This is a genomic window from Arcobacter sp. CECT 8983 (assembly GCF_004118855.1).
Taxonomy (GTDB): domain Bacteria; phylum Campylobacterota; class Campylobacteria; order Campylobacterales; family Arcobacteraceae; genus Halarcobacter.
Genome location: NZ_PDKF01000004.1, coordinates 1 through 22,021 on the forward strand (window position 1 = coordinate 1; position 22,021 = coordinate 22,021).

Annotated in this window: 24 protein-coding genes, 5 tRNA genes and 1 rRNA gene; 23 read left to right on the top strand and 7 right to left on the bottom strand. The window is 30.1% G+C overall.

The genetic code is table 11. From position 1 onward, the window contains the following. The first annotated feature begins 18 nt into the window (after positions 1 to 18). Both rrf and CRV01_RS02880 read left to right on the top strand, forming a co-directional pair. Positions 19 to 134: ribosomal RNA gene (gene rrf / locus CRV01_RS02875) — 5S ribosomal RNA — on the top strand. Positions 135 to 323: 189 nt separating this feature from the next. After that, a complete protein-coding gene (locus CRV01_RS02880; RefSeq protein WP_129006748.1) occupies positions 324 to 563 on the top strand; it encodes a hypothetical protein in 240 nt (79 codons plus the stop codon). A gap of 47 nt (positions 564 to 610) precedes the next feature. Here CRV01_RS02880 and CRV01_RS02885 read toward each other — a convergent pair whose 3' ends face one another. Beyond that, positions 611 to 1,123: a peptidylprolyl isomerase gene (locus CRV01_RS02885; RefSeq protein ID WP_129006749.1), complete on the bottom strand. Its 513-nt coding sequence runs from the start codon at positions 1,121 to 1,123 to the stop codon at positions 611 to 613. Between the two features lie 17 nt (positions 1,124 to 1,140). Further along, positions 1,141 to 3,015 carry a penicillin-binding protein 2 gene (locus CRV01_RS02890; protein WP_129006750.1) on the bottom strand — a complete coding sequence of 625 codons (1,875 nt, stop codon included), beginning with the start codon at positions 3,013 to 3,015 and terminating at the stop codon, positions 1,141 to 1,143. Between the two features lie 28 nt (positions 3,016 to 3,043). Between CRV01_RS02890 and CRV01_RS02895 the strand changes: the two genes are divergently transcribed. Next, the gene (locus CRV01_RS02895; RefSeq protein ID WP_129006751.1) at positions 3,044 to 4,264 is read left to right on the top strand and encodes an FtsW/RodA/SpoVE family cell cycle protein; all 1,221 of its coding nucleotides are present in this window, start codon (positions 3,044 to 3,046) and stop codon (positions 4,262 to 4,264) included. Then, entirely contained in the window at positions 4,264 to 5,289 is a 1,026-nt protein-coding gene (gene murG / locus CRV01_RS02900) for an undecaprenyldiphospho-muramoylpentapeptide beta-N-acetylglucosaminyltransferase (protein ID WP_129006752.1), read from the top strand. Before CRV01_RS02895 ends, murG begins: the two co-directional genes overlap by 1 nt. Here the strand turns inward: murG and CRV01_RS02905 are convergent. Both CRV01_RS02905 and CRV01_RS02910 read right to left on the bottom strand, forming a co-directional pair. After that, complete coding sequence (locus tag CRV01_RS02905; protein ID WP_129006753.1) at positions 5,275 to 6,042, bottom strand: undecaprenyl-diphosphate phosphatase; 768 nt, start codon at positions 6,040 to 6,042, stop codon at positions 5,275 to 5,277. The two genes, murG and CRV01_RS02905, sit on opposite strands and share 15 nt — an antisense overlap. Beyond that, entirely contained in the window at positions 6,042 to 6,695 is a 654-nt protein-coding gene (locus CRV01_RS02910) for an MqnA/MqnD/SBP family protein (protein ID WP_129006754.1), read from the bottom strand. Before CRV01_RS02910 ends, CRV01_RS02905 begins: the two co-directional genes overlap by 1 nt. Before the next feature lie 70 nt (positions 6,696 to 6,765). On the opposite strand from CRV01_RS02910, the gene CRV01_RS02915 reads away from it, so the two are divergent. The 4 genes from CRV01_RS02915 (at position 6,766) to glnA (ending at position 9,829) form a co-directional block, all read left to right on the top strand. Then, entirely contained in the window at positions 6,766 to 6,987 is a 222-nt protein-coding gene (locus CRV01_RS02915; protein WP_129006755.1) for a MoaD/ThiS family protein, read from the top strand. 29 nt (positions 6,988 to 7,016) lie between these two features. Further along, positions 7,017 to 7,466 carry a molybdenum cofactor biosynthesis protein MoaE gene (locus tag CRV01_RS02920; protein WP_129006756.1) on the top strand — a complete coding sequence of 150 codons (450 nt, stop codon included), beginning with the start codon at positions 7,017 to 7,019 and terminating at the stop codon, positions 7,464 to 7,466. Next, on the top strand, positions 7,463 to 8,278 hold the full coding sequence (locus CRV01_RS02925) for a histidinol-phosphatase (protein ID WP_258238299.1): 816 nt from the start codon (positions 7,463 to 7,465) through the stop codon (positions 8,276 to 8,278). The genes CRV01_RS02920 and CRV01_RS02925 overlap by 4 nt, the downstream gene beginning before the upstream one ends. A 123-nt stretch (positions 8,279 to 8,401) precedes the next feature. Next, positions 8,402 to 9,829 (top strand): type I glutamate--ammonia ligase, encoded by a 1,428-nt coding sequence (glnA, locus tag CRV01_RS02930; RefSeq protein WP_129006757.1) that lies wholly within the window; start codon positions 8,402 to 8,404, stop codon positions 9,827 to 9,829. A 79-nt stretch (positions 9,830 to 9,908) separates the two neighbouring features. Here glnA and CRV01_RS02935 read toward each other — a convergent pair whose 3' ends face one another. Genes CRV01_RS02935 through gpmI form a run of 3 tightly spaced genes read right to left on the bottom strand, consistent with a single transcriptional unit; the run spans position 9,909 to position 14,084 of the window. Beyond that, on the bottom strand, positions 9,909 to 11,906 hold the full coding sequence (locus CRV01_RS02935; protein ID WP_129006758.1) for a penicillin-binding protein 1A: 1,998 nt from the start codon (positions 11,904 to 11,906) through the stop codon (positions 9,909 to 9,911). A 1-nt stretch (position 11,907) separates the two neighbouring features. Next, positions 11,908 to 12,606 (bottom strand): ATP-binding cassette domain-containing protein, encoded by a 699-nt coding sequence (locus CRV01_RS02940; RefSeq protein ID WP_129006759.1) that lies wholly within the window; start codon positions 12,604 to 12,606, stop codon positions 11,908 to 11,910. Between the two features lie 2 nt (positions 12,607 to 12,608). Further along, positions 12,609 to 14,084: a 2,3-bisphosphoglycerate-independent phosphoglycerate mutase gene (gene gpmI, locus CRV01_RS02945; RefSeq protein ID WP_129006760.1), complete on the bottom strand. Its 1,476-nt coding sequence runs from the start codon at positions 14,082 to 14,084 to the stop codon at positions 12,609 to 12,611. A 154-nt stretch (positions 14,085 to 14,238) separates the two neighbouring features. On the opposite strand from gpmI, the gene mraY reads away from it, so the two are divergent. From mraY to rplL, 15 genes are all read left to right on the top strand, one after another. Then, positions 14,239 to 15,300, top strand: a complete 1,062-nt coding sequence (mraY, locus tag CRV01_RS02950) for a phospho-N-acetylmuramoyl-pentapeptide-transferase (RefSeq protein WP_129006761.1) — start codon at positions 14,239 to 14,241, stop codon at positions 15,298 to 15,300. A gap of 10 nt (positions 15,301 to 15,310) precedes the next feature. Beyond that, the gene (gene murD, locus CRV01_RS02955; RefSeq protein ID WP_129006762.1) at positions 15,311 to 16,471 is read left to right on the top strand and encodes a UDP-N-acetylmuramoyl-L-alanine--D-glutamate ligase; all 1,161 of its coding nucleotides are present in this window, start codon (positions 15,311 to 15,313) and stop codon (positions 16,469 to 16,471) included. A 58-nt stretch (positions 16,472 to 16,529) separates the two neighbouring features. Further along, a tRNA-Phe gene (locus CRV01_RS02960) sits at positions 16,530 to 16,605 on the top strand. Between the two features lie 18 nt (positions 16,606 to 16,623). Next, positions 16,624 to 16,700 (top strand) — tRNA-Thr (locus CRV01_RS02965). A 63-nt stretch (positions 16,701 to 16,763) separates the two neighbouring features. Continuing rightward, a tRNA-Tyr gene (locus tag CRV01_RS02970) sits at positions 16,764 to 16,848 on the top strand. A 10-nt stretch (positions 16,849 to 16,858) separates the two neighbouring features. Next, a tRNA-Gly gene (locus CRV01_RS02975) sits at positions 16,859 to 16,935 on the top strand. Positions 16,936 to 17,177: 242 nt separating this feature from the next. Beyond that, the gene (tuf, locus tag CRV01_RS02980; protein ID WP_129006763.1) at positions 17,178 to 18,386 is read left to right on the top strand and encodes an elongation factor Tu; all 1,209 of its coding nucleotides are present in this window, start codon (positions 17,178 to 17,180) and stop codon (positions 18,384 to 18,386) included. Positions 18,387 to 18,395: 9 nt separating this feature from the next. Further along, the gene (gene rpmG / locus CRV01_RS02985; RefSeq protein WP_129006764.1) at positions 18,396 to 18,566 is read left to right on the top strand and encodes a 50S ribosomal protein L33; all 171 of its coding nucleotides are present in this window, start codon (positions 18,396 to 18,398) and stop codon (positions 18,564 to 18,566) included. Positions 18,567 to 18,592: 26 nt separating this feature from the next. Next, a tRNA-Trp gene (locus CRV01_RS02990) sits at positions 18,593 to 18,668 on the top strand. Between the two features lie 73 nt (positions 18,669 to 18,741). Then, positions 18,742 to 18,924 (top strand): preprotein translocase subunit SecE, encoded by a 183-nt coding sequence (secE, locus tag CRV01_RS02995; protein WP_114838272.1) that lies wholly within the window; start codon positions 18,742 to 18,744, stop codon positions 18,922 to 18,924. A 9-nt stretch (positions 18,925 to 18,933) separates the two neighbouring features. Next, positions 18,934 to 19,461, top strand: coding sequence for a transcription termination/antitermination protein NusG (gene nusG, locus CRV01_RS03000; RefSeq protein WP_129006766.1), 528 nt, complete (start codon positions 18,934 to 18,936; stop codon positions 19,459 to 19,461). Positions 19,462 to 19,563: 102 nt separating this feature from the next. Continuing rightward, on the top strand, positions 19,564 to 19,989 hold the full coding sequence (gene rplK / locus CRV01_RS03005) for a 50S ribosomal protein L11 (protein WP_129006767.1): 426 nt from the start codon (positions 19,564 to 19,566) through the stop codon (positions 19,987 to 19,989). Between the two features lie 72 nt (positions 19,990 to 20,061). Further along, on the top strand, positions 20,062 to 20,763 hold the full coding sequence (gene rplA, locus CRV01_RS03010) for a 50S ribosomal protein L1 (protein ID WP_129006768.1): 702 nt from the start codon (positions 20,062 to 20,064) through the stop codon (positions 20,761 to 20,763). A gap of 164 nt (positions 20,764 to 20,927) precedes the next feature. After that, positions 20,928 to 21,416: a 50S ribosomal protein L10 gene (gene rplJ, locus CRV01_RS03015; RefSeq protein ID WP_129006769.1), complete on the top strand. Its 489-nt coding sequence runs from the start codon at positions 20,928 to 20,930 to the stop codon at positions 21,414 to 21,416. 109 nt (positions 21,417 to 21,525) lie between these two features. Continuing rightward, entirely contained in the window at positions 21,526 to 21,900 is a 375-nt protein-coding gene (gene rplL, locus CRV01_RS03020) for a 50S ribosomal protein L7/L12 (RefSeq protein WP_129006770.1), read from the top strand. Positions 21,901 to 22,021: the final 121 nt, after the last annotated feature.

A 22,021-nucleotide genomic window follows, 5' to 3' on the forward strand; every position in this document is an offset into this window, starting at 1 on the left:
ATGTTTGATACTCATATTGCTGGTGGTTTTAGCGAAGTGGAAATACCCAGCTCCATTCCGAACCTGGAAGTCAAGCACTTCTGCGCTGATAATACTGCAGGGTCCCCTTGTGGAAATGTAGGTCGCTGCCAGCTCTTGAGTATATTTATACTAAAGCTTACCATTACCAACTTATCTTAGTTGCTAATGGTAAGCTTTTTTTTTATCCTGCTTATTTGGATCCCTCTCCCTTGTTAGCCTTTCTTTTAGCCTTTTTATATTTTTTGTAATCACATTGAAATACTATCAATCTATAATTTTAGTATCTTAATTAAGGAGTAGATATGAAACTTATATATTTAGTATTATCAGAGGGTAGTGAGCTAGAGTTTGTGGGTACAGATGTTGATTATACTATTTTAAAAGAAGAATATTTAAAATATATGAAAACAGGCGAACAAGAACAATATTTATACTCTTTTCCTAATGAAGGAGAACTTTTAATTAACTTTGATGAACTTGTTTGTATATATGCAGAGGAAGATACAGATGAGGACGAAGATATAGAAGAAGATTTTATTTAAGAGAACTCATATTTAAACTGCTAGAGAGTTAACTCTCTAGCTATATATTAATCTCTTGCTTCTAAAATCTTAATAGAGTTGATTTTATCACCTTGTCTAATTGAATCAAGTACTTCAAAACTCTCTTCATCATTTTCTTCAATCTCACCAAAAACTGTATGTTGACCATCTAAGTGAGGTTGTGATTCAAAACAAATAAAGAATTGACTTCCACCAGTATTTGGTCCAGCATGAGCCATAGATAAGCTTCCTTTATTGTGTACTTGTTTATCTGCATCAGTTTCACACTCTATTGCCCAATCAGGTCCACCCATACCAGAACCTTCAGGACATCCACCTTGTGCCATGAAACCTGGAATAACTCTATGGAAGTTTAAATCATCATAAAAACCATCATTTGCTAATGTTGCAAAGTTAGAAACAGTATTAGGAGTTTCTTTATTAAAAAGTTTAATAAAAATTGTTCCTTTTTCAGTATCTATTTTTGCATATTGAAATTTTGCTAACTCTTCAGGAGAGTAATTATATTCTTTAAGTTCTTTTCTATTAAAACCAAACATTTTAATCCTTTATTATTTTAATTTTTTGAAATTATATCTTTTTTTGGTGTAAGATAGTTTAACTTTACTAAGTTATTAATTGTTTCTTTAAAAACAGGTACTGCTGACCATGCAGCATAATAATAATACCAGTTTTTACCTGTTGAAATTGGATCAACAACTGTTACACCAATTGTATATGAACTTTTTCCATCATTAACAAAGCCAAAGAATGATGAAATATATTTTCTAACATATTTTCCACCTTCAGCAACTTGGGCAGTTCCAGTTTTACCTCCAATTTCTAAACCATCAATTTGAGCTGCTTTTCCTGTTCCTTTTTGAACAGTTTTAATAAGAAGTCTTTTTATCTCTTCGGCAGTAGATTTTTTAATAATTCTTTCCCCTTCTAAAGTATCTTTTTTAAACTTTTCATTATCAAGTTCAATATAAGATACAATTTTAGGTGTAATCATTTTTCCACCATTATTAAATACAGAATAAGCTTTCATAATTTGCATAAATGTTGAAGTCATACCTTGTCCATATGAAACAGTTGCTTTAAATACATTATCTTCTTTTTCTTTGTCATTTGCAGCAAACTGCCAAACTTTTGGCATGACACCTATTTTTTCATAGGGTAAATCAATTCCTGTTTTTCTTGTAAAACCAAATCTTTTCATTCCTTCAAAAAATTCTGGTCCACTAAGTCTTTGTGCTAATTGCAATGTACCAATATTTGAAGAGAACATAAAAATATCATCAAGGGTTAAATAATGTTTTTTGAATTCATGATCATCTTTTATAAAAAATCTATCTAATTTATATCTTCCCCTAGGATATTCACCTTTACTGTTTGCTCTACCTTTTGTATTGTATGCAAAGAAAAGCTCATTTTTCTTTACTCTCCCTTTATCTAATACCAATGCAATAGATATTGGCTTAATAACAGAACCTGGTTCATATTGATACTCAATGGCATTAACATTTAAAGAGGGAATATCTTTTTGATAAATTCTTTCTGGATTAAATCTATTTGATGAAGCTAAAGATAAAATCTTTCCAGTATGACTTTCCATTATTGAAACAATAATCTCTTCAGCTCCTAGTTTCTTTTTATATCTATCTAAAATTGATTCATTGTTCTTTTGAAGTTTTAATGGAATATTTAAAACTAAATTTGCTCCATCAACTCTTTTTTTAATTGTTGAGTCTTTATTGAATGAAATATAAGATAAAACGTCTCTATTCCCACTAAGAACTCCATCTTTACTGCTATTTAAAAGGTCATTAAATTTTTTTTCTAAACCTTTAATTCCTTTTACCTTTGTTTTTCCATTTTCTGACTCATATTTTCTAATATAACCTACAACTGGAGTTAAAGTATCTTCATATGAGTAAACTCTTTTTTCACCACTTTCAACTATACTAAGACCTCTTAGAATTCTTCCCCCATCAACTTTTCTTGCTTTAAATACATCTAATTTTCTTAATTTAAATCCTAACTCTTTTAAGTTCTTTGCAGTTCTTGAATCTATATTATATGAAAGTACAACGTATCCTGGATTACGTAAAGATTCATCTATCTTTTCTTTTACTTTTTCATAGGGAATATTACTATAAATTGCAAATAGCTTTATAAATAACTCTTTTTTATTTTTATCTAAATATCTTGAATCAATTGAGGCTTTATATATTTTTTTAGAACTTGTAATTTTAAAGTTATCAGCACTAATTATTTCACCTCTAACTGAAAGCTCCTTTTTTGAAGTTTCTAGTCTAGGTAAATCTCTTTCATTATTAATTGTAAAATATACTGAAGTAATTAATATAATAATTAAAAAAAGTATGAAAAAAAATAGAATTACAATTTTCTTAATTTTGTTATCATTATCGTTAAGTTTTGAAGACATATTTATCCATAATATAATATAATAGCGAATGCATTCTAACAAAAATCAAATTAAAAATAATAGAGTTTATCAAGCTGATTATGTACTATTTCTACTTGTTTCACTACTTATTATTACAAGTATCATATTCTCATACTCTTTAAGCGTGTATACAGTACAGTATTATGAGTATAGTCAATTTCATTTTTTTATAAGACAACTATTTGTTGGAGTTGTTTCTATTCTTGTAATGTGGGTATTTTCTTTATTAAGTCCAGATAAAATTGTAAATAAACTTGGAATGTTTTTATTTATATCATTTTTTATACTTATGGCAATAATGCCTTTTTTACCATCTTCTTTAGTAACTGCATCAGGTGGAGCTAATAGATGGATTAGATTACCTGGATTTTCCTTATCTCCTGTAGAATTTTTTAAAATAGGATTTATATATTTTCTTTCTTGGTCATTTCATAGAAGATTAATTGAAATACCAAAAAAAATTACACTTAAAGAAGAGTTTATTCTTCTACTACCATACTTTTTTAGTTTTATTATTATTGTCTTTATAATTGCATTTTTACAAAAGGATTTAGGACAAGTTGTATTGCTTGGTGGAATTTTGTTTATTCTTTTAATCTTTGCAAATAGATCATATAAAGTTTTTGTTACATTAGGTTTAGTAGGATTATTGGCTCTTGTTGGATTAATTCTTGCAGCACCACATAGAATACAAAGAATTTTCTCTTGGTGGGCAATGGTACAAGATGGAATTCTTATGGTTTTACCTTCATGGGCAGATAAATATTTAAGAATTGAAGATTTGCCAGAACCTTATCAAGTTTCCCATTCATTAAATGCAATGAATAATGGTGGTTTTTTTGGGCAAGGTATAGGACTAGGAGATATAAAGCTTGGTTTTTTATCTGAAGTGCATACGGACTTTGTTTTAGCAGGAGTTACAGAAGAAATAGGTTTTATAGGTTTAGTATTTATAACTGCTATTATGTTTTTAATAGTGCTTAGAATCTTTAAGATAAGTGGAAGAGTAGAGAATAAGATTTATCATCTATTTACTATTGGTGTAGCATTGATGATTATAATTGCATTTTTAATAAACTCTTATGGAATATCAGGGATGATTCCAATAAAAGGTATTGCTGTTCCACTTTTATCTTATGGTGGTTCTTCAATGTTATCAATGGCAATAGCTATTGGTATGGTATTATCTATTAGCAAATCAGTCGATATGAAAAAAAAGGTTAAATAATGAAAAAAAGTGTAGTAGTTACTGGTGGCGGAACTGGTGGACACTTAAAAGTAGCAGATGCTTTTATTGAAGAGTTTCATAAAAGAGGCTATAAGGTTATATTTATAGGTTCTGCAAATGGACAAGATCCTAATTGGTTTGAAGATGATAAAAGATTAAAAAAAGCAATATTTTTAGACACTAGAGGAGTTGTAAATAAAAATATATTTGGGAAAATCCAATCTTTAATGCAAATAGTTTCTCAAGTAAATAAGTGTAGAGCAATCTTTCAAAAATTTAAAGTATCTACAGTAGTTAGTGTAGGTGGTTTTTCAGCTGCACCTGCAACCTTAGCAGCTATTACAACAGTAGATTGTTATTTATTTATTCATGAGCAAAACTCAGTTATGGGTAAATTAAATGAAAAAACTGCACGATTTGCCTCAGAAGTTTACTCATCATTTTTAGTAGATTCTCCAATAAAAGATTATCCTGTTAGTGAAGAGTTCTTTGATAATGCAAGAATAAGAGATGAGTTAAAAACAGTTATTTTTTTAGGTGGTTCACAAGGGGCAAAAGCTATTAATGATTTTGCACTTAGTGTTGCTAAGGACTTAAAAAAATTAAATCTAAAAATTATTCATCAAACAGGTAAAAATGATTTTGATAGAGTAGAAAAAGAGTATAAAAAATTAGGAATAGAAGCTGATGTTTTTGCTTTTAGTGATGATTTAGCTTTAAAAATGGGTAAAGCAGATTTTGCAGTAAGTCGTTCAGGTGCTTCAACTTTATGGGAACTATGTGCAAACTCTTTACCTACGCTTTTTATCCCTTTTCCTTATGCAGCAAAAGATCATCAATATACAAATGCTAAATTTTTAGAAGATAAAGGTTTATGCTATGTATTAAGAGAAAATGAACTAAGCTCTGAGAAATTTATGAATATTTTAAAAAAAGATAATTATAGTATAAGTAAAAAGTTAGTTGACTCTATAAAGTATAATGCTATAGAGTCAATCGTTGATGATATGTTAGGCAAAGCTTAAAAGTAAAATACCAAAAACTATTCTATAGATTCCAAAGGCAACAAAAGTGAAGTTTTCTAGGAATTTTAAGAATAGTTTTATTGCTACAAATGCAACTAAGAATGATACTATAAAACCTATTGCAAGATTTATAAAGTTTCCTGCAATAAATAGTTCTTCATGATGTTTTAAAAGATCATATCCTGTTGTTGCACACATTACTGGAAATGCAAGTAAAAAAGAGAATTCAGCACTTGCTTTTCTATTTAACCCAACAAGCATAGCTCCTATAATAGAAGAACCTGCCCTTGATGTTCCAGGAATTAGTGCAAAAATTTGAGCAAGACCTATATATAGTGATTGTTTAAAAGAAATATCTTCTACATCAGAGGTTATATGTTTTGATTCATCATAAAACTTTTCTACAATTAAAAAAACAATACCACCGATTATAAACATCCAAGCAACTATTTGTATAGAAAACATTGCTTTTACTTGGTCTGAAAAAATAAAACCAATAGTTGCAATAGGTAAAAAAGCTATAAGAACTTTAGTCCAAAGATTAATATGGGAAAAAGTAAACTTTGAAGGATAGTTTAATACAACTGCTAAAATAGCAGCAAATTGAATAATTACTTCATATGCTTTATTTACATTTGTTTGATCTATTCCTAAAAATTCGCTTGCAACAATTAAGTGCCCAGTTGAAGAAATAGGCAAAAACTCCGTTAACCCTTCAATAATTCCTAAAATAAGTGAATCATATATTGTCATTATAAACTCTTTGTTAGTTGTAAAAATTTTTTGATGGCTCTTTTCTCTTTTATTCCAATATCATAATCTATCTTTTTCAGATATTCTGTTATTGCCTTTTTAGGAATGCCACTTCTTTTTGAATAACTTTCTAATATATATTGTGGAATATATATTTTTCTTTTATCAAATCTTTTTGTAACTTTTTTTAAGTACTTTTTATTTTTGTTAAAACATAAGGTTGCAAAAACAAAAGGTAAATTATATTTGTCTTGCCAAGCAAGAGCTAAATCGATAAAATCTTTATCCTTACTATCATGAAAATATTTTAAGGCTTTATCTCCAATTAAAACTTTCCCTTTTAATCCTAATACTTTAGCTAGAGCATTAGAAGTTTCACTTTGATAGTCTTCTTTTTCTTCTCCTGGAATCAAAATAACAGATTGTACATCAGCTCTTGCAATAATTCCAAAATCTAATCTTTTTTCACCCCTTGAAGCAATTGATGAGATAAAAGCAGAATCTACTTTTCTTTTTTTAAACTTTTTATTGATCACTGAAGGGTAAGATTTTTTGTACTCTATGATAGCTTTAACTTGATTGGACTTTATGTTTCTTTTTATATAAACATGAAATGGTAGTAAATTTATAAAATCTATTTTAGCAAATAACATTGATTTAGGTCATCCTAACTTAAATTAAATTTGATATAATACATAATATTTAGTAAATAAGGGGTTAAATATGGTTAAAGTAGAATTTCTTGGCCCAATAAATAAAGAAGCATTAAATGTTGAAATTTCTAATTTAAATGAGTTAAGTACATTATTAAAAGAAGATCAAGATGTTTCTAAGTGGTTAGAGACATGTGCAGTTGCTGTAAATGATACATTAGTTGCATCAAAAGATGTTGCTTTAAGTGATGGAGATAAAGTTTCATTATTGCCTCCTGTATGTGGTGGATGATTAATTAAATAAAAAGTGAATAAAGAATAATGAATAATAAAAAACTACAATTATTTGATGGAAAACTACCTGTTGAAGATATAACTAATGCTTGGTATGATGAATTTAAAAATTCTAACTATGGAGCAATTATAACTTTTGTTGGTGTTGTTAGAGATGAAAACTCAATTGATGGATTAAGTTTTGATATATATGAACCAATCTTAAACTCTTGGTTTGATTCATGGCAAGAAAAAGCAAATGAAAAAAATGCAATAGTTTTAATGGCTCACTCAAAGGGTGATGTTTTAAATCATGAAAGTTCATATATTGCAGCTGTTTGTTCTCCTAAAAGAAGAGTAGCTTTAGAGATGATTGATGAATTTGTAGAAGATTTTAAAGCACAAGCTCCAATCTGGAAATATGATATTATTGATGGAAAAAGAGTTTATGCAGAAGATAGAAGTACAAAAATTCAAGGTTCAGGTATTTTAAATTGAGTATCATAAAACAAAGAATTGATTTACATAATCATACTTCTTTATGCAATCATGCAAATGGAACTACAGAAGAGTATATAAAAAGAGCAATAGAAATTGGAATTGATGTTTTTGGTTTTTCAGACCATGCTCCTATGCCTTTTGATCCAAAATATAGAATGGATATATCTCAAAAAGAGTTTTATGAAAATGATGTAAAGTTCTTACAAAATAAATATAAAGATAAAATTGAGATACTTCTTGCTTACGAAGTAGATTTTATGCAAGATAAAAATCTTATGTTAGATGAAATTTTAAAAGCTGATGTTGATTATTTAATAGGTTCAGTACACTTTATTCAAGAAAAAAACAATAATCTTTGGGGCTTTGATAATCCTGAATTTATAGGTAAATATAAAGAGAAAAATATTGATGATATTTGGGCTGATTACTTTTCTGCAATTGAAGAACTTGCAAAATCAAGACTATTTGATATGGTAGGACATTTAGATTTAATAAAAGTATTTAAGTATCTTCCTAATAAAGATATCAAAATGATTGCAAAAAAAGCTATGCTAGAAATAAAAAAAGCAAATATGGTTTTAGAAATAAATGCAGCAGGATTAAGAAAACCAATAGCTCAGACTTATCCTTCAAAAGAGTTACTTGAATTAGCTTATGAACTTGATATTCCTATCGCTTTCTCTTCAGATGCACATGAGATAGAGCAAATAGGCTTTAAATATGATGAGGTAACTAAACTAGCAAAGGATATTGGTTATACAACTTGTATAAAATTTAAGTCTAGAGAAAAAATAGTAGTTAAATTTTAAACAAAATATATAGTTATTTGAATATAAAAAATATTACATTGTATATTTTTTATACAGTTTATTTATCTTAGATTTTTTTTATTTAGCTACAATAATTCATAACAATTTCAAGGAGTAATTATAATGGGAAAATTTGTTAACAACACTGAAGAGTTTTTCAAATTTTGTGAAGAGAATGAAGTTAAATTTGTTGACTTTAGATTCTCTGATCTTAAGGGTATGTGGCATCATTTAACTTATATGATGAATGCAGTTAGTGCAGATCAATTAGAAGGTGGTATGCCTTTTGATGGTTCATCTGTTGATGCATGGCAACCAATTAATAAATCAGATATGATTTTAAAGCCAGATGTAGAGACTGCTTTCTTAGATCCATTTACTGCTGATTCAACAATAATCGTATTTTGTGATGTTTATGATATTTATAAAGGTCAAATGTATGAAAAATGCCCAAGATCAATTGCTAAAAAATCATTAGAACATTTAGCTGACGCTGGAATTGGTGATGTTGCATATTTTGGACCTGAAAATGAATTCTTTATTTTTGATGATGTAAAAATTAGAGATGACATTAATGAGTCTTATTATAGAGTAGATTCAGAAGAGGGTTGTTGGTCAGATGATACTGATTATGAAATGGGTAATATGGGACACAGACCAAGAACTAAAGGTGGATACTTCCCAGTACAACCAACAGATTCAATGGTTGACTTAAGAGCTGAGATGATGCAAATCTTAGAGCAAGTTGGATTAGAAGTTGTTCTTGGACACCATGAAGTTGCTCAAGCACAAGGTGAAATCGGTATTGTATTTGGAGATTTAATTGAAGCAGCTGACAACGTACAAAAATACAAATATGTTGTAAAAATGGTAGCTCATTTAAATGGTAAATCAGCTACATTTATGCCAAAACCTTTATTTGGTGACAACGGAAACGGTATGCACGTTCACCAATCAATCTGGAAAGATGGTAAAAACTTATTCTATAAAGAAGGTGAGTACGGAAACCTTTCTGAAATGGCAAGACACTATGTAGGTGGTATCTTCAAACACGCTAGAGCAGTTGCTGCGTTTACTAACCCATCAACAAACTCTTATAAAAGATTAATCCCAGGATTTGAAGCTCCTTCAATCTTAACTTACTCTTCTCAAAATAGATCTGCATCTTGTAGAATTCCTTATGGAGCAGGAGAAAAAGCAACAAGAATCGAAATGAGATTCCCAGATTCAACTGCTTGTCCATATTTAGCATTTGCTGCAATGTTAATGGCTGGTCTTGATGGTATTGCAAACAAAATTGAACCTATTGGTCCAATGGATGAAGATTTATTCGAAATGCCATTAGATGAAATTAGAGAAAGAAAAATTCCTCAAATGCCTCATACATTAAGAGGTTCATTAGAAGCATTAATTAGAGATAATGACTTCTTAAAACCAGTATTTACACAAGATATGATTGATACATATCAACACTATAAATTTGAAACTCAAGTTTGGCCTGATGAAGCTAGACCAACAGCATTCGAATTTAAATCAACTTATTCTTGTTAATAAGAAGATAAATATAAATAAAAAAGGTAAGCTTTTTAAGCTTACCTTTTTTTATGCCTAATTTTTATTTATTATAAGTTTAGAATTGAATATTTTGTTGTTGTGAATTATTATTTGTAGGAATTGAATCTAATTCTGGTAAAGGTGATTTATCTGTATAATACTCTTTTCTACCATTAATAATTGAAGTTTTAACTCCCTCAGGTTTTTTGAATTCTCTTTCTATCTCTGGATGAATTTGAATATATTCTTTATAAAAATGTCCAAATGCAGGACCTGCTGTTGTTCCTCCAGTTTCACTTCTTCTCATAGGAGTATTATTATCTTTCCCAAAATAAACAACTGTTTGAATAGTAGGAGAGAAACCACAGAACCAAGCATCTATATTATCATTAGTAGTTCCTGTTTTACCCGCTAGCTGGATGCCTTTCACCTTAGCTTTTCTTCCTGTACCTCTTTCAACAGTATCATACATTATTGATTTAGTTAAAAAAACTTGCTCAGGAGAACTAATATATTTATATTCTGGTTCAAATGTCATTGTTTCATTTTTTAAATTTGTAATTGAGTTAATTAAATATGGTTCAACTTGTGTTCCATCATTAGATAGTAGTGAAAAGGCTTTACTTAAATTTAAAGGTGAAATTGAAAAAGAACCAAGAGTAATTGATAGGTCTCTTGGAATATTTGTTATTCCATATGATTTTAAGCCTTTGTACATTTCATTAATTCCAACATCGGTAACTAAATTAATAGTAGCAAGGTTTCTTGATTTCATAAGAGCTTCTCTTAATGTGATAACACCTTTAAAAGTACCTCCATAGTTTTTTGGTTTCCATTTTTTCTCTTCTTCTCCAACTTTATACTCATATGTTCTTCCGATATCTGCTACTTGTGAAGCAGGAGAGTATCCTAATTCTATAGCAGTATGATATAAAAATGGTTTTACAGCAGAACCTGGTTGTCTTTCACTTTGTACAGCTCTATTAAAGTTTGATTCTTTGTAATTTATTCCTCCAACAAGGGCAAGAATTTTTCCAGTACTATTTTCTATAGAAACAAGTGCACCGTTTAAAGTATCAATAAAATATCCCTCTTCTACAGGTTCTCCATTTAAGTCAACATTGTTTGCAGAATTTTTTTGAAGCCATGCATCCCTTGCTAAAATTTTGTCATATGCAACTTTTAAAGACTCTCTACCAATTCTTTGAGCTTCTAAATCAATTGTTAAGTTAACAGTATATCCACCTGTTTTAATATCAGGGATATCTTTCTTTAAAAGTTTTAATGCATAATCTATAATATAAGGAGCTTTATTTAAAGTAAGTGTATCATCATAAACAGTTGGAATATAGTTTATTGCTTCTTTATATTGAGTCTCGTTTATCCAACCTAATTTATGCATTCTACTTACAACTTGGTTAGCTCTTGTAAGTGAATATTTTAAGTTTCTTGTTGGATCATAAAAACTTGGAGCTTTTGGAAGCCCAACTAAGATTGCAATTTCTTTAAGATTTAGTTCATATAAATCTTTTCTAAAATAACCTTTAGCTGCAGTTCTAATTCCATAATACCCATGTCCAAAATATACTTCATTCAGATATCTTTCTAAAATTTGTTCTTTTGTTAAGATAGTTTCTAGTCTTATTGAAAGAAGTGCCTCTTTAATTTTTCTAATAAGTTTTTTTTCTCTAGTAAGAACAATACTTTTAACTAACTGTTGAGTAAGTGTACTTGCTCCTTCAACATATCCCATGGCTTTAATATTTTTAATCATTGCTCTTGAAATTGCATCTGGATTTACACCTGAATGTTCAAAAAATTGTGTATCTTCAATAGCAACTAATGCTTCAACAACTCTTGCAGGAATATTGTCATAATCTACATACAGTCTATGCTTTTTATCAAAAATATTTGCAATAAGTTTTCCATTTTTATCATAAAACTGTGTAGTTACGTTTGGTTTATAATTTACAATTGCATCAATATCATGTCTAATTTCTGAATATAAATGTAGTAACCAACCAGAAATTGCAATTCCTACAAATACAATAAAAGCAAAAAAATATTTAATCATACTATTTCCTAAATTCTTTATTTTTAAATGTTGAGTTTATTAACTTTTTCGTATATTCCTCTTTAGGATTAGTTAATACCTCTTTAGTTAAACCTTGTTCAACAATAGCTCCATCTTTTATGATAATAAGCTCCTCACATAAGTTTTTTATAGATTCAATATCATGGGTAACAAAAAGAATAAGCAAATTTAATTTTTCACTTATGTCTTTTATTAAATTAAGTATTGTTTCTTTTGATGTTTCATCTAAAGCTGTAGTTGGTTCATCTAATAATAATAGTTTAGCATTATTAGATAAAGCAATAGCTATAACAACTCTTTGAAGTTGTCCTCCACTTAACTCTTTTGGAAAACGATTAAGAAGAGAAATTTCTAATCCTACTAACTTTAAAAGCTCTTTTTTTCTATTCTCCTCACAAAAGAATTGATCCTTAATTTTTGTCATAGGCGATAAAGAAGTAAAAGGATTTTGAGGAATAAAACCTATTGTTTTATAGTTGATATCAAAGTTAGAAGATATTTTTTTTTCACAAGACAAAGTAGAGGGAAGTAAATTTAATATAGCTTTTAAAGTAAGAGATTTTCCACTTCCACTTTGTCCTATTAATGCTGTAGAGTTTTTTATAGAAAAACTAATATCTACTAATTTCTTATTATCTACTTTTATGAGTAGTTTTTTGATATCTACAGCTTTAGACATAATTAAACTAGAGCCTCATCCATTTCTTTTGGAATATCAAGATTCATAAGTTTAAGTATAGTTGGAGCAATATTATTTAAACTTCCTGTTTTTACTTTTTTTACATTATCTGCCATAACAAAACAATATACATCCCCAACAGTGTGATTTGTTAAAGTTTTACCTGTTTCATCTTTCATCATTTCACAGTTTCCATGATCACTTGTTAAAACAACACTATATTCAAGCTCTTTTGCTTTTTCAAAGATAGCTCCAAGTTCTTTATCAACAGCTTCAACAGCTTTTACTCCAGCTTCATAAATGCCAGTATGACCAACCATATCTCCATTTGCAAAATTCACAACAATAAAGTCAGTTTCATTATCCATTGCTCTTTGAACTTCAATACTTACTTCAGGTGCACTCATTTCAGGTTTTAAATCATAAGTTGCAACATCAGGTGATGGAATTAAAACTCTACTTTCATTTAATACAGGTTCTTCAACTCCTCCATTAAAAAAGAAAGTTACGTGTGCATATTTTTCTGTTTCTGCTGTGTGTACTTGAGAAAGTCCTGCATTTGAAATAACTTCTGCTAAAGTATTTTTTGGAGTCTCTTTTGGAAATAGTATTGGAAGAGGTAAGTTTTTATCATATTGTGTCATTGTTGCAATATTTAAATTACCTTCAAACTTATCAAATTCACTAAATTGTTTATTTGCTAAAGCTGTTGAGATTTCTCTCATTCTATCAGATCTAAAGTTGCAGAAAATCAAACCATCATTTTCTTTTAATCCTTCGTATCCTTCAAAAGCAGTAGGTTCAATGAACTCATCATATATATCTTCTTTATATGAATTCTCAACATACTCTAAAATATTTGAAGATATATTTGGAGTTGCAAAAGCTACTACGTCATGACCTTTTTTAACTCTTTCCCATCTATTATCTCTATCCATAGTATAATATCTTCCAGCAATAGTAGCAATTTTAATATCTTCATCACAAATATCTATAAGTTGTTTGATATATTTATTTACACAATTTGGTGCAACATCTCTTCCATCTGTAATCACATGAATAAATACTTTTTTATTTTTATCTTTTGCAATTTTTGCTAATGCAATTATGTGTTTGATATGAGAGTGAACACCACCATCACTAATTAGACCTAAAAGATGAATATTATTAGATTTATCAATTGTTGTTTTTAGAGTTTCATTATCTTTTAATGTATTATTTTCTATAGCCATATTTATTTTTACTAAATCTTGGTATAAAACTCTTCCACTTCCTATTGTCATGTGTCCTACTTCAGAATTACCCATTTGTCCATTAGGTAATCCTACATGGTCTCCGTAAGTATGAATTAATGAGTAAGGAATATTTTTAAATAAGTAGTCATATGTTGGTGTAGAGGCATTTGTAAATGCATTAAATTTGTCTGATTCATTGTGCCCAATTCCATCAGTAATTATTAATATTGCTTTTTTCGTCATAATATAACCTTAGTAAAATTATTAAGTTAAGTTTTAGTATAATCTCGCGATTATATCAAAACTTTCTACTATCTTCGCTGAAGTATAATCTTATAAATAAGACTAAAAAGTTTTGAAGAATTCGGGATAATTTCCCACTAATTAAGGTTTCAATTTGTTTTATTGGTTTTATAGACACTTAGACATAAATATTTTTCAATATATCTCAGTTCGTGCAGGTCTTGCATTTTTTATATCATTTTTTCTTACAATGTATTTGTTACCAAAATTTGTAAGGTGGGCTAAATCAAAGAAAGCCTCACAGCCTATTTATGAATATGCTCCTAACTCTCATCAAGAAAAAGCTGGAACACCAACTATGGGTGGAGTAGTATTTATTTTTTCAACTATTATTGCAACATTATTAACTGTAAAGCTTAATAATTTTTATGTAGTTGGTTCTTTATTAACACTTGGGCTTTTCTCTTTAATTGGAATGAAAGATGATTTTTCAAAGATTGCAAAAAATGCAAATAATGAAGGATTGTCTTCAAGGGCAAAATTAATTTTACAATTTATAGCTGCCTTGATAGTAGCCGGGGTATTAATAACTTATAATCACACAACAACACTATATACACCTTTTTATAAATATCCTTTATTTGATATGGGAATATTTGCATTAGTTTTTTGGATATTAGTAATGGTTGCTGCATCAAATGCGGTAAATTTAACTGATGGTTTAGATGGTTTAGCAACAGTACCCTCTGTAATGGGACTATTTACTTTATCTGCAATTGTATATGTAAGTGGACATGCAATTTTTTCTTCATATTTATTATTACCTAATATTAAAACATCAGGAGAATTAGCAATTGTAGGAACAGCAATGATTGGCTCTTTAATTGCCTTTTTATGGTATAACTGTCATCCAGCACAAGTTTTTATGGGGGACAGTGGTTCCTTACCTATTGGAGCATTTATGGGATATATGGCAATAGTATGTAAATCAGAAATATTATTAATAGTAATTGGATTTATTTTTGTTATAGAAACAGTATCAGTTATCTTACAAGTAGGTTCATATAAATTAAGACAAAAAAGAGTTTTCTTAATGGCTCCAATACATCATCACTTTGAAGAAAAAGGTTGGAAAGAGAATAAGATTATTGTAAGATTTTGGATTATATCATTTATGGCAAATTTAGTAGCTCTTATGAGTTTAAAAATAAGATAAAGAGTAAAACATGATTAGAGTACTTGGTAAAGGACTTACAGCCCAAGCTATTAAAGAAGAGTATGAAGATGTAGTTCTTTATGATGATAGTGATTTTAATACATATGATAAACAATCTAATGAGATAACAGTTGTAAGCCCAGGTATTCCACCTAATAATAAGATGGTAAAAAACTCAAATAATATAATAAGTGATTATGATCTTATATATAAAGAGATGCCTTTTTCTATATGGATAAGTGGAACAAATGGAAAAACAACAACAACTCAAATGTGTCAACATATATTAAAAGATAAAAATAGTGTATGTGGTGGAAATATTGGAACACCAGTTTCCAAGCTAAACAAAGAATCTAAAATTTGGATTTTAGAAACATCTTCTTTTACTTTTCATTATACAAAGTATGCAAAACCTAATTTATATTTATTGTTACCAATTTCAGATGATCATGTTTCTTGGCATGGAAGTTTTGAAGAGTATGAAAAAGCAAAATTAAAACCTTTATATATGATGGAAGAGAGTGAAATTGCAATTGTTCCTGAAAAGTATAAAGATATAAACACAGTATGTCATCTTATAACATATAAAGATAGTGATGATTTATGTGAGAAATTTGATATAGATAAAACACAGATTAATTTTAAAGAACCTTTTTTATTAGATGCACTTCTTGCCTTGGCAGCAAAAAAGATAATATTTGATGAGGTAGATTACGAAACTATTAATACATATAAAGTTGATGAGCATAAAGTAGAAGAGTTCAAAGATAAAAAAAATAGACTTTGGGTAAATGATTCTAAAGCTACAAATATAGATGCAACAATTAATGCTATTGTACCTTATAAAGAAAAAAGAATATATTTAATTCTTGGTGGAGATGATAAAGGGGCAAATTTAGAACTTTTATTTGAATTTATAAAAGACTTAGATATCGAAATATATGCTATAGGAAGTAATTCTAATAAATTAGAAAAGTTAGCAGAAAAATTTTCTATAAAATTTTATGGATGTAAAATATTAAAAGAAGCTATAAAAAAAATATCCACAAAGCATGATTTAGAGGCTGTTGCAATGCTATCACCAGCTGCTGCATCTTTGGATCAATATACATCTTATAAAGAAAGAGGGAAAGAATTTAAAGAGTTTGTTTTAGGATTAAGCTTACTTTAATGTACTTCTGTATATAATTTCACTCCAATTTAAGAAGGACGCATTAAAAAGCGTATCTGGTTCGATAGCTCAGTCGGTAGAGCAAAGGATTGAAAATCCTTGTGTCGGCAGTTCGATTCTGCCTCGAACCACCACTTAAATTAAATTTGGATGCTGGTGTAGCTCAGTTGGCTAGAGCAGCTGATTTGTAATCAGCAGGTCGGGGGTTCAAGTCCCTTCACCAGCTCCATTCAAATTGTCGTGCGTAAGTCTTAAGACCAGCGCTTGACCAGAACAATAATATTTTTCAACCGGTGAGGTTGGAGAGTGGTCAAATCCTACGGACTGTAAATCCGTCGCCTTAGGCTTCGAAGGTTCAAATCCTTCCCTCACCACCACGCAAATGTTGCGGGAGTAGCTCAGTTGGCTAGAGCCTCTGCCTTCCAAGCAGATTGTCGCGAGTTCGAGTCTCGTCTCCCGCTCCATTAATTATTTATTGATTACTGGGAGCTGAGTTATAACGCAATTATACATTTATAACTCCTTTTTATTCAAAGTAACTCCCATTAAAGTTTATATTTAGTATTTTTTAAGTAAAATACCAATCCACAAAAAGATATTAGTTTATTTTTTTGTAATTAATAACAACAAACACCCCTCTGAATAGAGAAGCCACAGGGCTTATCTACTCAGAGGGCAATAACCAAAATTTTTTAAGGGGAATTTTATGGCAAAAGAAAAATTCGAGCGAAGTAAACCGCACGTAAATATTGGTACTATTGGTCACGTTGACCACGGTAAAACTACTTTAACAGCTGCAATCACTATGTGTTTAGGGCTTAAAAATGGTCAAGCAACTATGGATTATGATCAAATTGATAATGCTCCAGAAGAAAGAGAAAGAGGAATTACAATTGCTACTTCTCACGTTGAGTATGAAACTGAAACTAGACACTACGCTCACGTAGATTGTCCAGGTCACGCCGATTATGTTAAAAACATGATTACTGGTGCTGCACAAATGGATGGTGCTATTTTAGTTATTGCTTCAACTGATGGACCAATGGCTCAAACAAGAGAGCACATCTTATTATCTAAGCAAGTAGGTGTTCCATACATCGTTGTTTTCTTAAATAAAGAAGATCAATTAGATGATGAAGATAAAGAAGAGATGTTAGAGTTAGTTGAAATGGAAGTAAGAGAATTACTTTCTGAGTATGACTTCCCAGGTGATGATACTCCAATCGTTGCTGGTTCTGCATTCCAAGCTTTAGAAGAAGCAAAATCTGGTACAGCTGGTGAGTGGTCTGAAAAAATCTATAAATTAATGGATGAAGTAGACGCTTATATTCCAACTCCAGAAAGAGATGCTGATCAAGATTTCTTAATGCCTGTTGAAGATGTATTTACTATTCAAGGTAGAGGTACTGTTGTTACTGGTAGAATTGAAAAAGGTACAATCAAACTTAACGAAGAGATCGAAATCGTTGGTATGAAAGATACACAAAAAACTACTGTGACTGGTATTGAAATGTTCAGAAAAGAAATGGACGAAGGTCAAGCTGGTGATAATGCTGGTATCCTTTTAAGAGGTATTAAAAAAGAAGATGTTCAAAGAGGACAAGTTCTTGTTAAGCCAGGTTCAATTACACCACACACTAAATTCAGAGGTGAAGTATATATCCTTTCTAAAGAGGAAGGTGGTAGACATACTCCATTCTTCTCAGGTTATAGACCACAATTCTATGTAAGAACTACAGACGTAACTGGTTCTTGTGAATTACCAGAAGGTACTGAGATGGTTATGCCAGGTGATAACGTTGAATTAACTGTTTCATTAGTTGCTCCAATTGCTCTAGAAAAAGGAACTAAGTTTGCTATTAGAGAAGGTGGTAGAACTGTAGGTGCTGGAGTTGTTGCTGAGATTATCGAGTAAGGATAACTTATGGGTAACGGTGTAAGCATCAAAATTGGACTTAAATGTGAGGAGTGTGGTGATATTAACTACACTACTTACAAAAACCCAAAAACTCACACAGAGAAAATGGCGGTTAAAAAGTATAGTCCAAGATTAAAAAAACATACAATTCACAAAGAAGTTAAGTTAAAGTCGTAAGACTTTCTTAACTCTCTTTATCTTATAGGTCAGTAGCTCCAATGGTAGAGCGCCGGATTCCAAATCCGATGGTTACGGGTTCGAGTCCTGTCTGGCCTGCCACGATAAAATTTTTTTAAAAACAGTCGCGACTTTTTTTAAAAGAATTTTTAAGCTTAAATACTTGGAGTCGATTGTGAATAAATTTAAAACATACTATAAAAATGCTAAAGAAGAACTATTCAAAGTAATTTTCCCTATTAAAGAACAAATCAGATCTGCTTATCTTTCTGTTTTTGTTGTTGTAACAGTTATTACACTGTTTTTAGCATTAATTGACACAATCATGTCTTTAAGCTTATCAGCTGTAATGAACTAAGGATAATCAATGGCACAACAATGGTATGCAATACAAACTCACTCAGGTAGTGAATTAGCAGTTAAAAGAGCACTTGAAAGACTTTCAGAAGAAATGGCAGATGAAAGAATCTCAGAAGTATTAGTTCCAACAGAAGATTTAATTGAAGTAAAAAAAGGTAAGAAAACAATAGTTGAAAGACCTTTATATCCAGCATATGCTTTTGCTAAAATTGATTTAGATACTGCATTATGGCACAGAATTCAATCTATGCCAAAGGTTGGAAGATTTATTGGTGAATCAAAAAAACCAACTCCATTATCAAAAAAAGATATTGATGCTATTTTAGATAAAGTACAAAATAGAGCTGCGGCTAAACCAAAAGTTTCATTTGATGAAGGTGAAACTGTAAGAATAAATGAAGGACCATTTGCAAACTTCAATGGTATTGTTGAAGATTTTGATATGGCATCTGGAATGTTAAAATTAAATGTTTCTATTTTTGGAAGAAATACTCCAGTAGAGATTACATATACACAAGTAGAGAGAGTAATTTAACTCTCTTATTTTAGGCATTAGGCAATAAAACTTCGCTTCCTTTAGAGTTTTATTCCCTAATGCCTAAATCACATTAAAAACAAAATTTAAAAAGGAATTACGATGGCTAAAAAAGTAGAAGGTTTACTTAAACTTCAAATACCAGCTGGTGCTGCAAATCCATCACCTCCTGTTGGTCCTGCATTAGGTCAAAGAGGTATTAATATTATGGAATTTTGTAAAGCATTCAATGAAAAAACAAAAGATAAAGGTGGATTTACAATTCCTGTAGAAATCACTGTATATTCTGATAAAAGTTTCACGTTTGTTACAAAACAACCACCAATGACAGATTTAATTAAAAAGGTTTCTGGAATCAAAAAAGGTTCTGATAATCCATTAAAAAATAAAATTGGAAAATTAACGAAAGATCAAGTACTTGAAATCGTTGATATGAAAATTGCAGATTTAAATACTGATGATAAAGAACAAGCTTCAAAAATTGTTGCAGGTTCAGCAAGATCAATGGGTATTGAAGTTGAATTATAATTCAACAAAACAAGCCTGACCACTGGCTTTAAATAGCGGTAGCAAAAAAATATAAAAATTGCGGAGAAAAAAATGGCAAAAAAAGTTTCAAAAAGATTTAAAGCATTATCTGAAAAAATTGAAAATAGAAATTATTCATTAGCAGAAGGTTGTTCTTTAGTAAAAGAATTAAAATCTGCTAAATTTGATGAGTCAGTAGAAGTTGCGCTTAACTTAAATGTTGACCCAAGACATGCTGACCAAATGATCAGAGGTGCTGTTGTACTTCCAAATGGTACTGGTAAAACTGTTAGAGTAGCAGTATTTGCAAAAGGTGCTAAAGTAGACGAAGCAAAAGCTGCAGGTGCAGATATCGTTGGTAATGATGATTTAGTAGAAACTGTACAAGGTGGAGAAATTAACTTTGATGTTTTAATTGCAACTCCAGATTGTATGGGACTAGTTGGTAAACTAGGTAGAATTTTAGGACCAAAAGGTTTAATGCCAAATCCTAAAACAGGAACTGTTACTATGGACGTAACTAAAGCAGTTAATGATGCTAAAGGTGGTCAAGTAGCATATAGAGTTGATAAAAAAGGTAACATGCAAGCAGCTGTTGGTAAAGTATCATTCTCTGAAGAAGCTATTAAAGAAAATATTGAAGCATTCGTTGCAGCAATTAATAAAGCAAAACCTGCATCAGCAAAAGGTAAATATATTACTACTGCAGCTGTATCTTTAACTATGTCTCCATCTATCAAACTTGATACATTAGAGATTATGGATATTAAATAAGGATTTTTCCTTATTTAATAACATTCAATAATAAGGATTTTGATCCTTATGTTTGAGTGTTATTTCAAAGCACTGATATAAAACTAAAGACAGCTGGTAAGGAACTTCCTCGTTCCTTGTAAATCCCGCCGAAGTCGATGTTTTGAAGGGAGGAAAAAACAAGAATGACTAAAGCACAAAAATCAGAAGTTATTGATTTTTTAACTGGTGAATTTAAAGAGTCTCAAGCAATCGTTGTATGTGATTACAAAGGACTTTCTCACAAAGAGTTAGAATCTTTAAGAAAAGATGCTAAAGAAAATGGAACAAAAGTTCAAGTTGCAAAAAACTCTTTAGTTACTATCGCAGTTAAAAATGCAGAGTTAGGTGACATTGAATTAAATGGAACTAATATTTTCTTATGGTCTGAAGATCAAATCTCTGCTTGTAAAGTTGCTGATAAATTTGCTACTGCAAATAAAGATAAGTTCGAAATTAAGTCTGGTATTATTGAAGGTCAAATTGCTGATCTTGCAACTGTTAATGCATTTGCTAAATTACCATCTAGAGATGAACTTCTTGGTATGCTTGCAGCTACATGGATGGCTCCAGTTACTAACTTTACAATCGGGCTTGATGCTCTTAGAAAGAAAAAAGAAGAAGAGGCTGCATAATTGACCCCGCAATGAGCGAGGACAATAACTATTATGTAGAGTGAATAATTGTTGGTTTGTAAAGCAAACTATTAATAAAAATTAAAAGAAAATTATAAGGAACAAAGAAATGGCAATTTCTAAAGAAGACGTATTAGAGTATATCTCTGGTTTATCTGTATTAGAGTTATCTGAATTAGTTAAAGAATTCGAAGAAAAATTTGGTGTATCTGCACAACCTGTAGCTGTAGCTGGTGCTGTAGCTGGTGGAGCTGCTGAAGCTGCTGAAGAGCAAACTGAATTTAACGTAGTATTAGCTGACGCTGGTGCTAAGAAAATTAATGTTATTAAAGTAATTAGAGCATTAACTGGTCTTGGATTAAAAGAAGCTAAAGCAATGGCTGAAGAAGCTGGTGCAATCGTTAAAGAAGGTGTTTCTAAAGAAGACGCTGAAGCTGCAAAAGCTGAATTAGAAGGTGCTGGAGCATCTGTAGAATTAAAATAATTACTAGAAAGTAATTTTTTACCTGTATACAAGGCTATAAAAGCCTTGTATAAGATTAGCATCTTTGAAGGTTAAGGTTAGAATTTTAAGGAATTTTAACCCTATCCTTTAAGGATGCTTT

Bases quoted from the DNA above. Each gene is read 5' to 3' on its own strand.
- CRV01_RS02895 (WP_129006751.1), top strand. From the start codon at position 3,044: ATGCATTCTAACAAAAATCAAATTAAAAATAATAGAGTTTATCAAGCT.
- murD (WP_129006762.1), top strand. From the start codon at position 15,311: ATGATTAGAGTACTTGGTAAAGGACTTACAGCCCAAGCTATTAAAGAA.
- rpmG (WP_129006764.1), top strand. From the start codon at position 18,396: ATGGGTAACGGTGTAAGCATCAAAATTGGACTTAAATGTGAGGAGTGT.
- nusG (WP_129006766.1), top strand. From the start codon at position 18,934: ATGGCACAACAATGGTATGCAATACAAACTCACTCAGGTAGTGAATTA.
- CRV01_RS02910 (WP_129006754.1), bottom strand. From the start codon at position 6,695: ATGTTATTTGCTAAAATAGATTTTATAAATTTACTACCATTTCATGTT.
- CRV01_RS02885 (WP_129006749.1), bottom strand. From the start codon at position 1,123: ATGTTTGGTTTTAATAGAAAAGAACTTAAAGAATATAATTACTCTCCT.
- gpmI (WP_129006760.1), bottom strand. From the start codon at position 14,084: ATGACGAAAAAAGCAATATTAATAATTACTGATGGAATTGGGCACAAT.
- rplA (WP_129006768.1), top strand. From the start codon at position 20,062: ATGGCAAAAAAAGTTTCAAAAAGATTTAAAGCATTATCTGAAAAAATT.
- rplL (WP_129006770.1), top strand. From the start codon at position 21,526: ATGGCAATTTCTAAAGAAGACGTATTAGAGTATATCTCTGGTTTATCT.
- CRV01_RS02915 (WP_129006755.1), top strand. From the start codon at position 6,766: ATGGTTAAAGTAGAATTTCTTGGCCCAATAAATAAAGAAGCATTAAAT.
- CRV01_RS02890 (WP_129006750.1), bottom strand. From the start codon at position 3,015: ATGTCTTCAAAACTTAACGATAATGATAACAAAATTAAGAAAATTGTA.
- rplK (WP_129006767.1), top strand. From the start codon at position 19,564: ATGGCTAAAAAAGTAGAAGGTTTACTTAAACTTCAAATACCAGCTGGT.
- CRV01_RS02880 (WP_129006748.1), top strand. From the start codon at position 324: ATGAAACTTATATATTTAGTATTATCAGAGGGTAGTGAGCTAGAGTTT.
- CRV01_RS02905 (WP_129006753.1), bottom strand. From the start codon at position 6,042: ATGACAATATATGATTCACTTATTTTAGGAATTATTGAAGGGTTAACG.
- CRV01_RS02940 (WP_129006759.1), bottom strand. From the start codon at position 12,606: ATGTCTAAAGCTGTAGATATCAAAAAACTACTCATAAAAGTAGATAAT.
- glnA (WP_129006757.1), top strand. From the start codon at position 8,402: ATGGGAAAATTTGTTAACAACACTGAAGAGTTTTTCAAATTTTGTGAA.
- CRV01_RS02920 (WP_129006756.1), top strand. From the start codon at position 7,017: ATGAATAATAAAAAACTACAATTATTTGATGGAAAACTACCTGTTGAA.
- rplJ (WP_129006769.1), top strand. From the start codon at position 20,928: ATGACTAAAGCACAAAAATCAGAAGTTATTGATTTTTTAACTGGTGAA.
- tuf (WP_129006763.1), top strand. From the start codon at position 17,178: ATGGCAAAAGAAAAATTCGAGCGAAGTAAACCGCACGTAAATATTGGT.
- CRV01_RS02935 (WP_129006758.1), bottom strand. From the start codon at position 11,906: ATGATTAAATATTTTTTTGCTTTTATTGTATTTGTAGGAATTGCAATT.
- murG (WP_129006752.1), top strand. From the start codon at position 4,264: ATGAAAAAAAGTGTAGTAGTTACTGGTGGCGGAACTGGTGGACACTTA.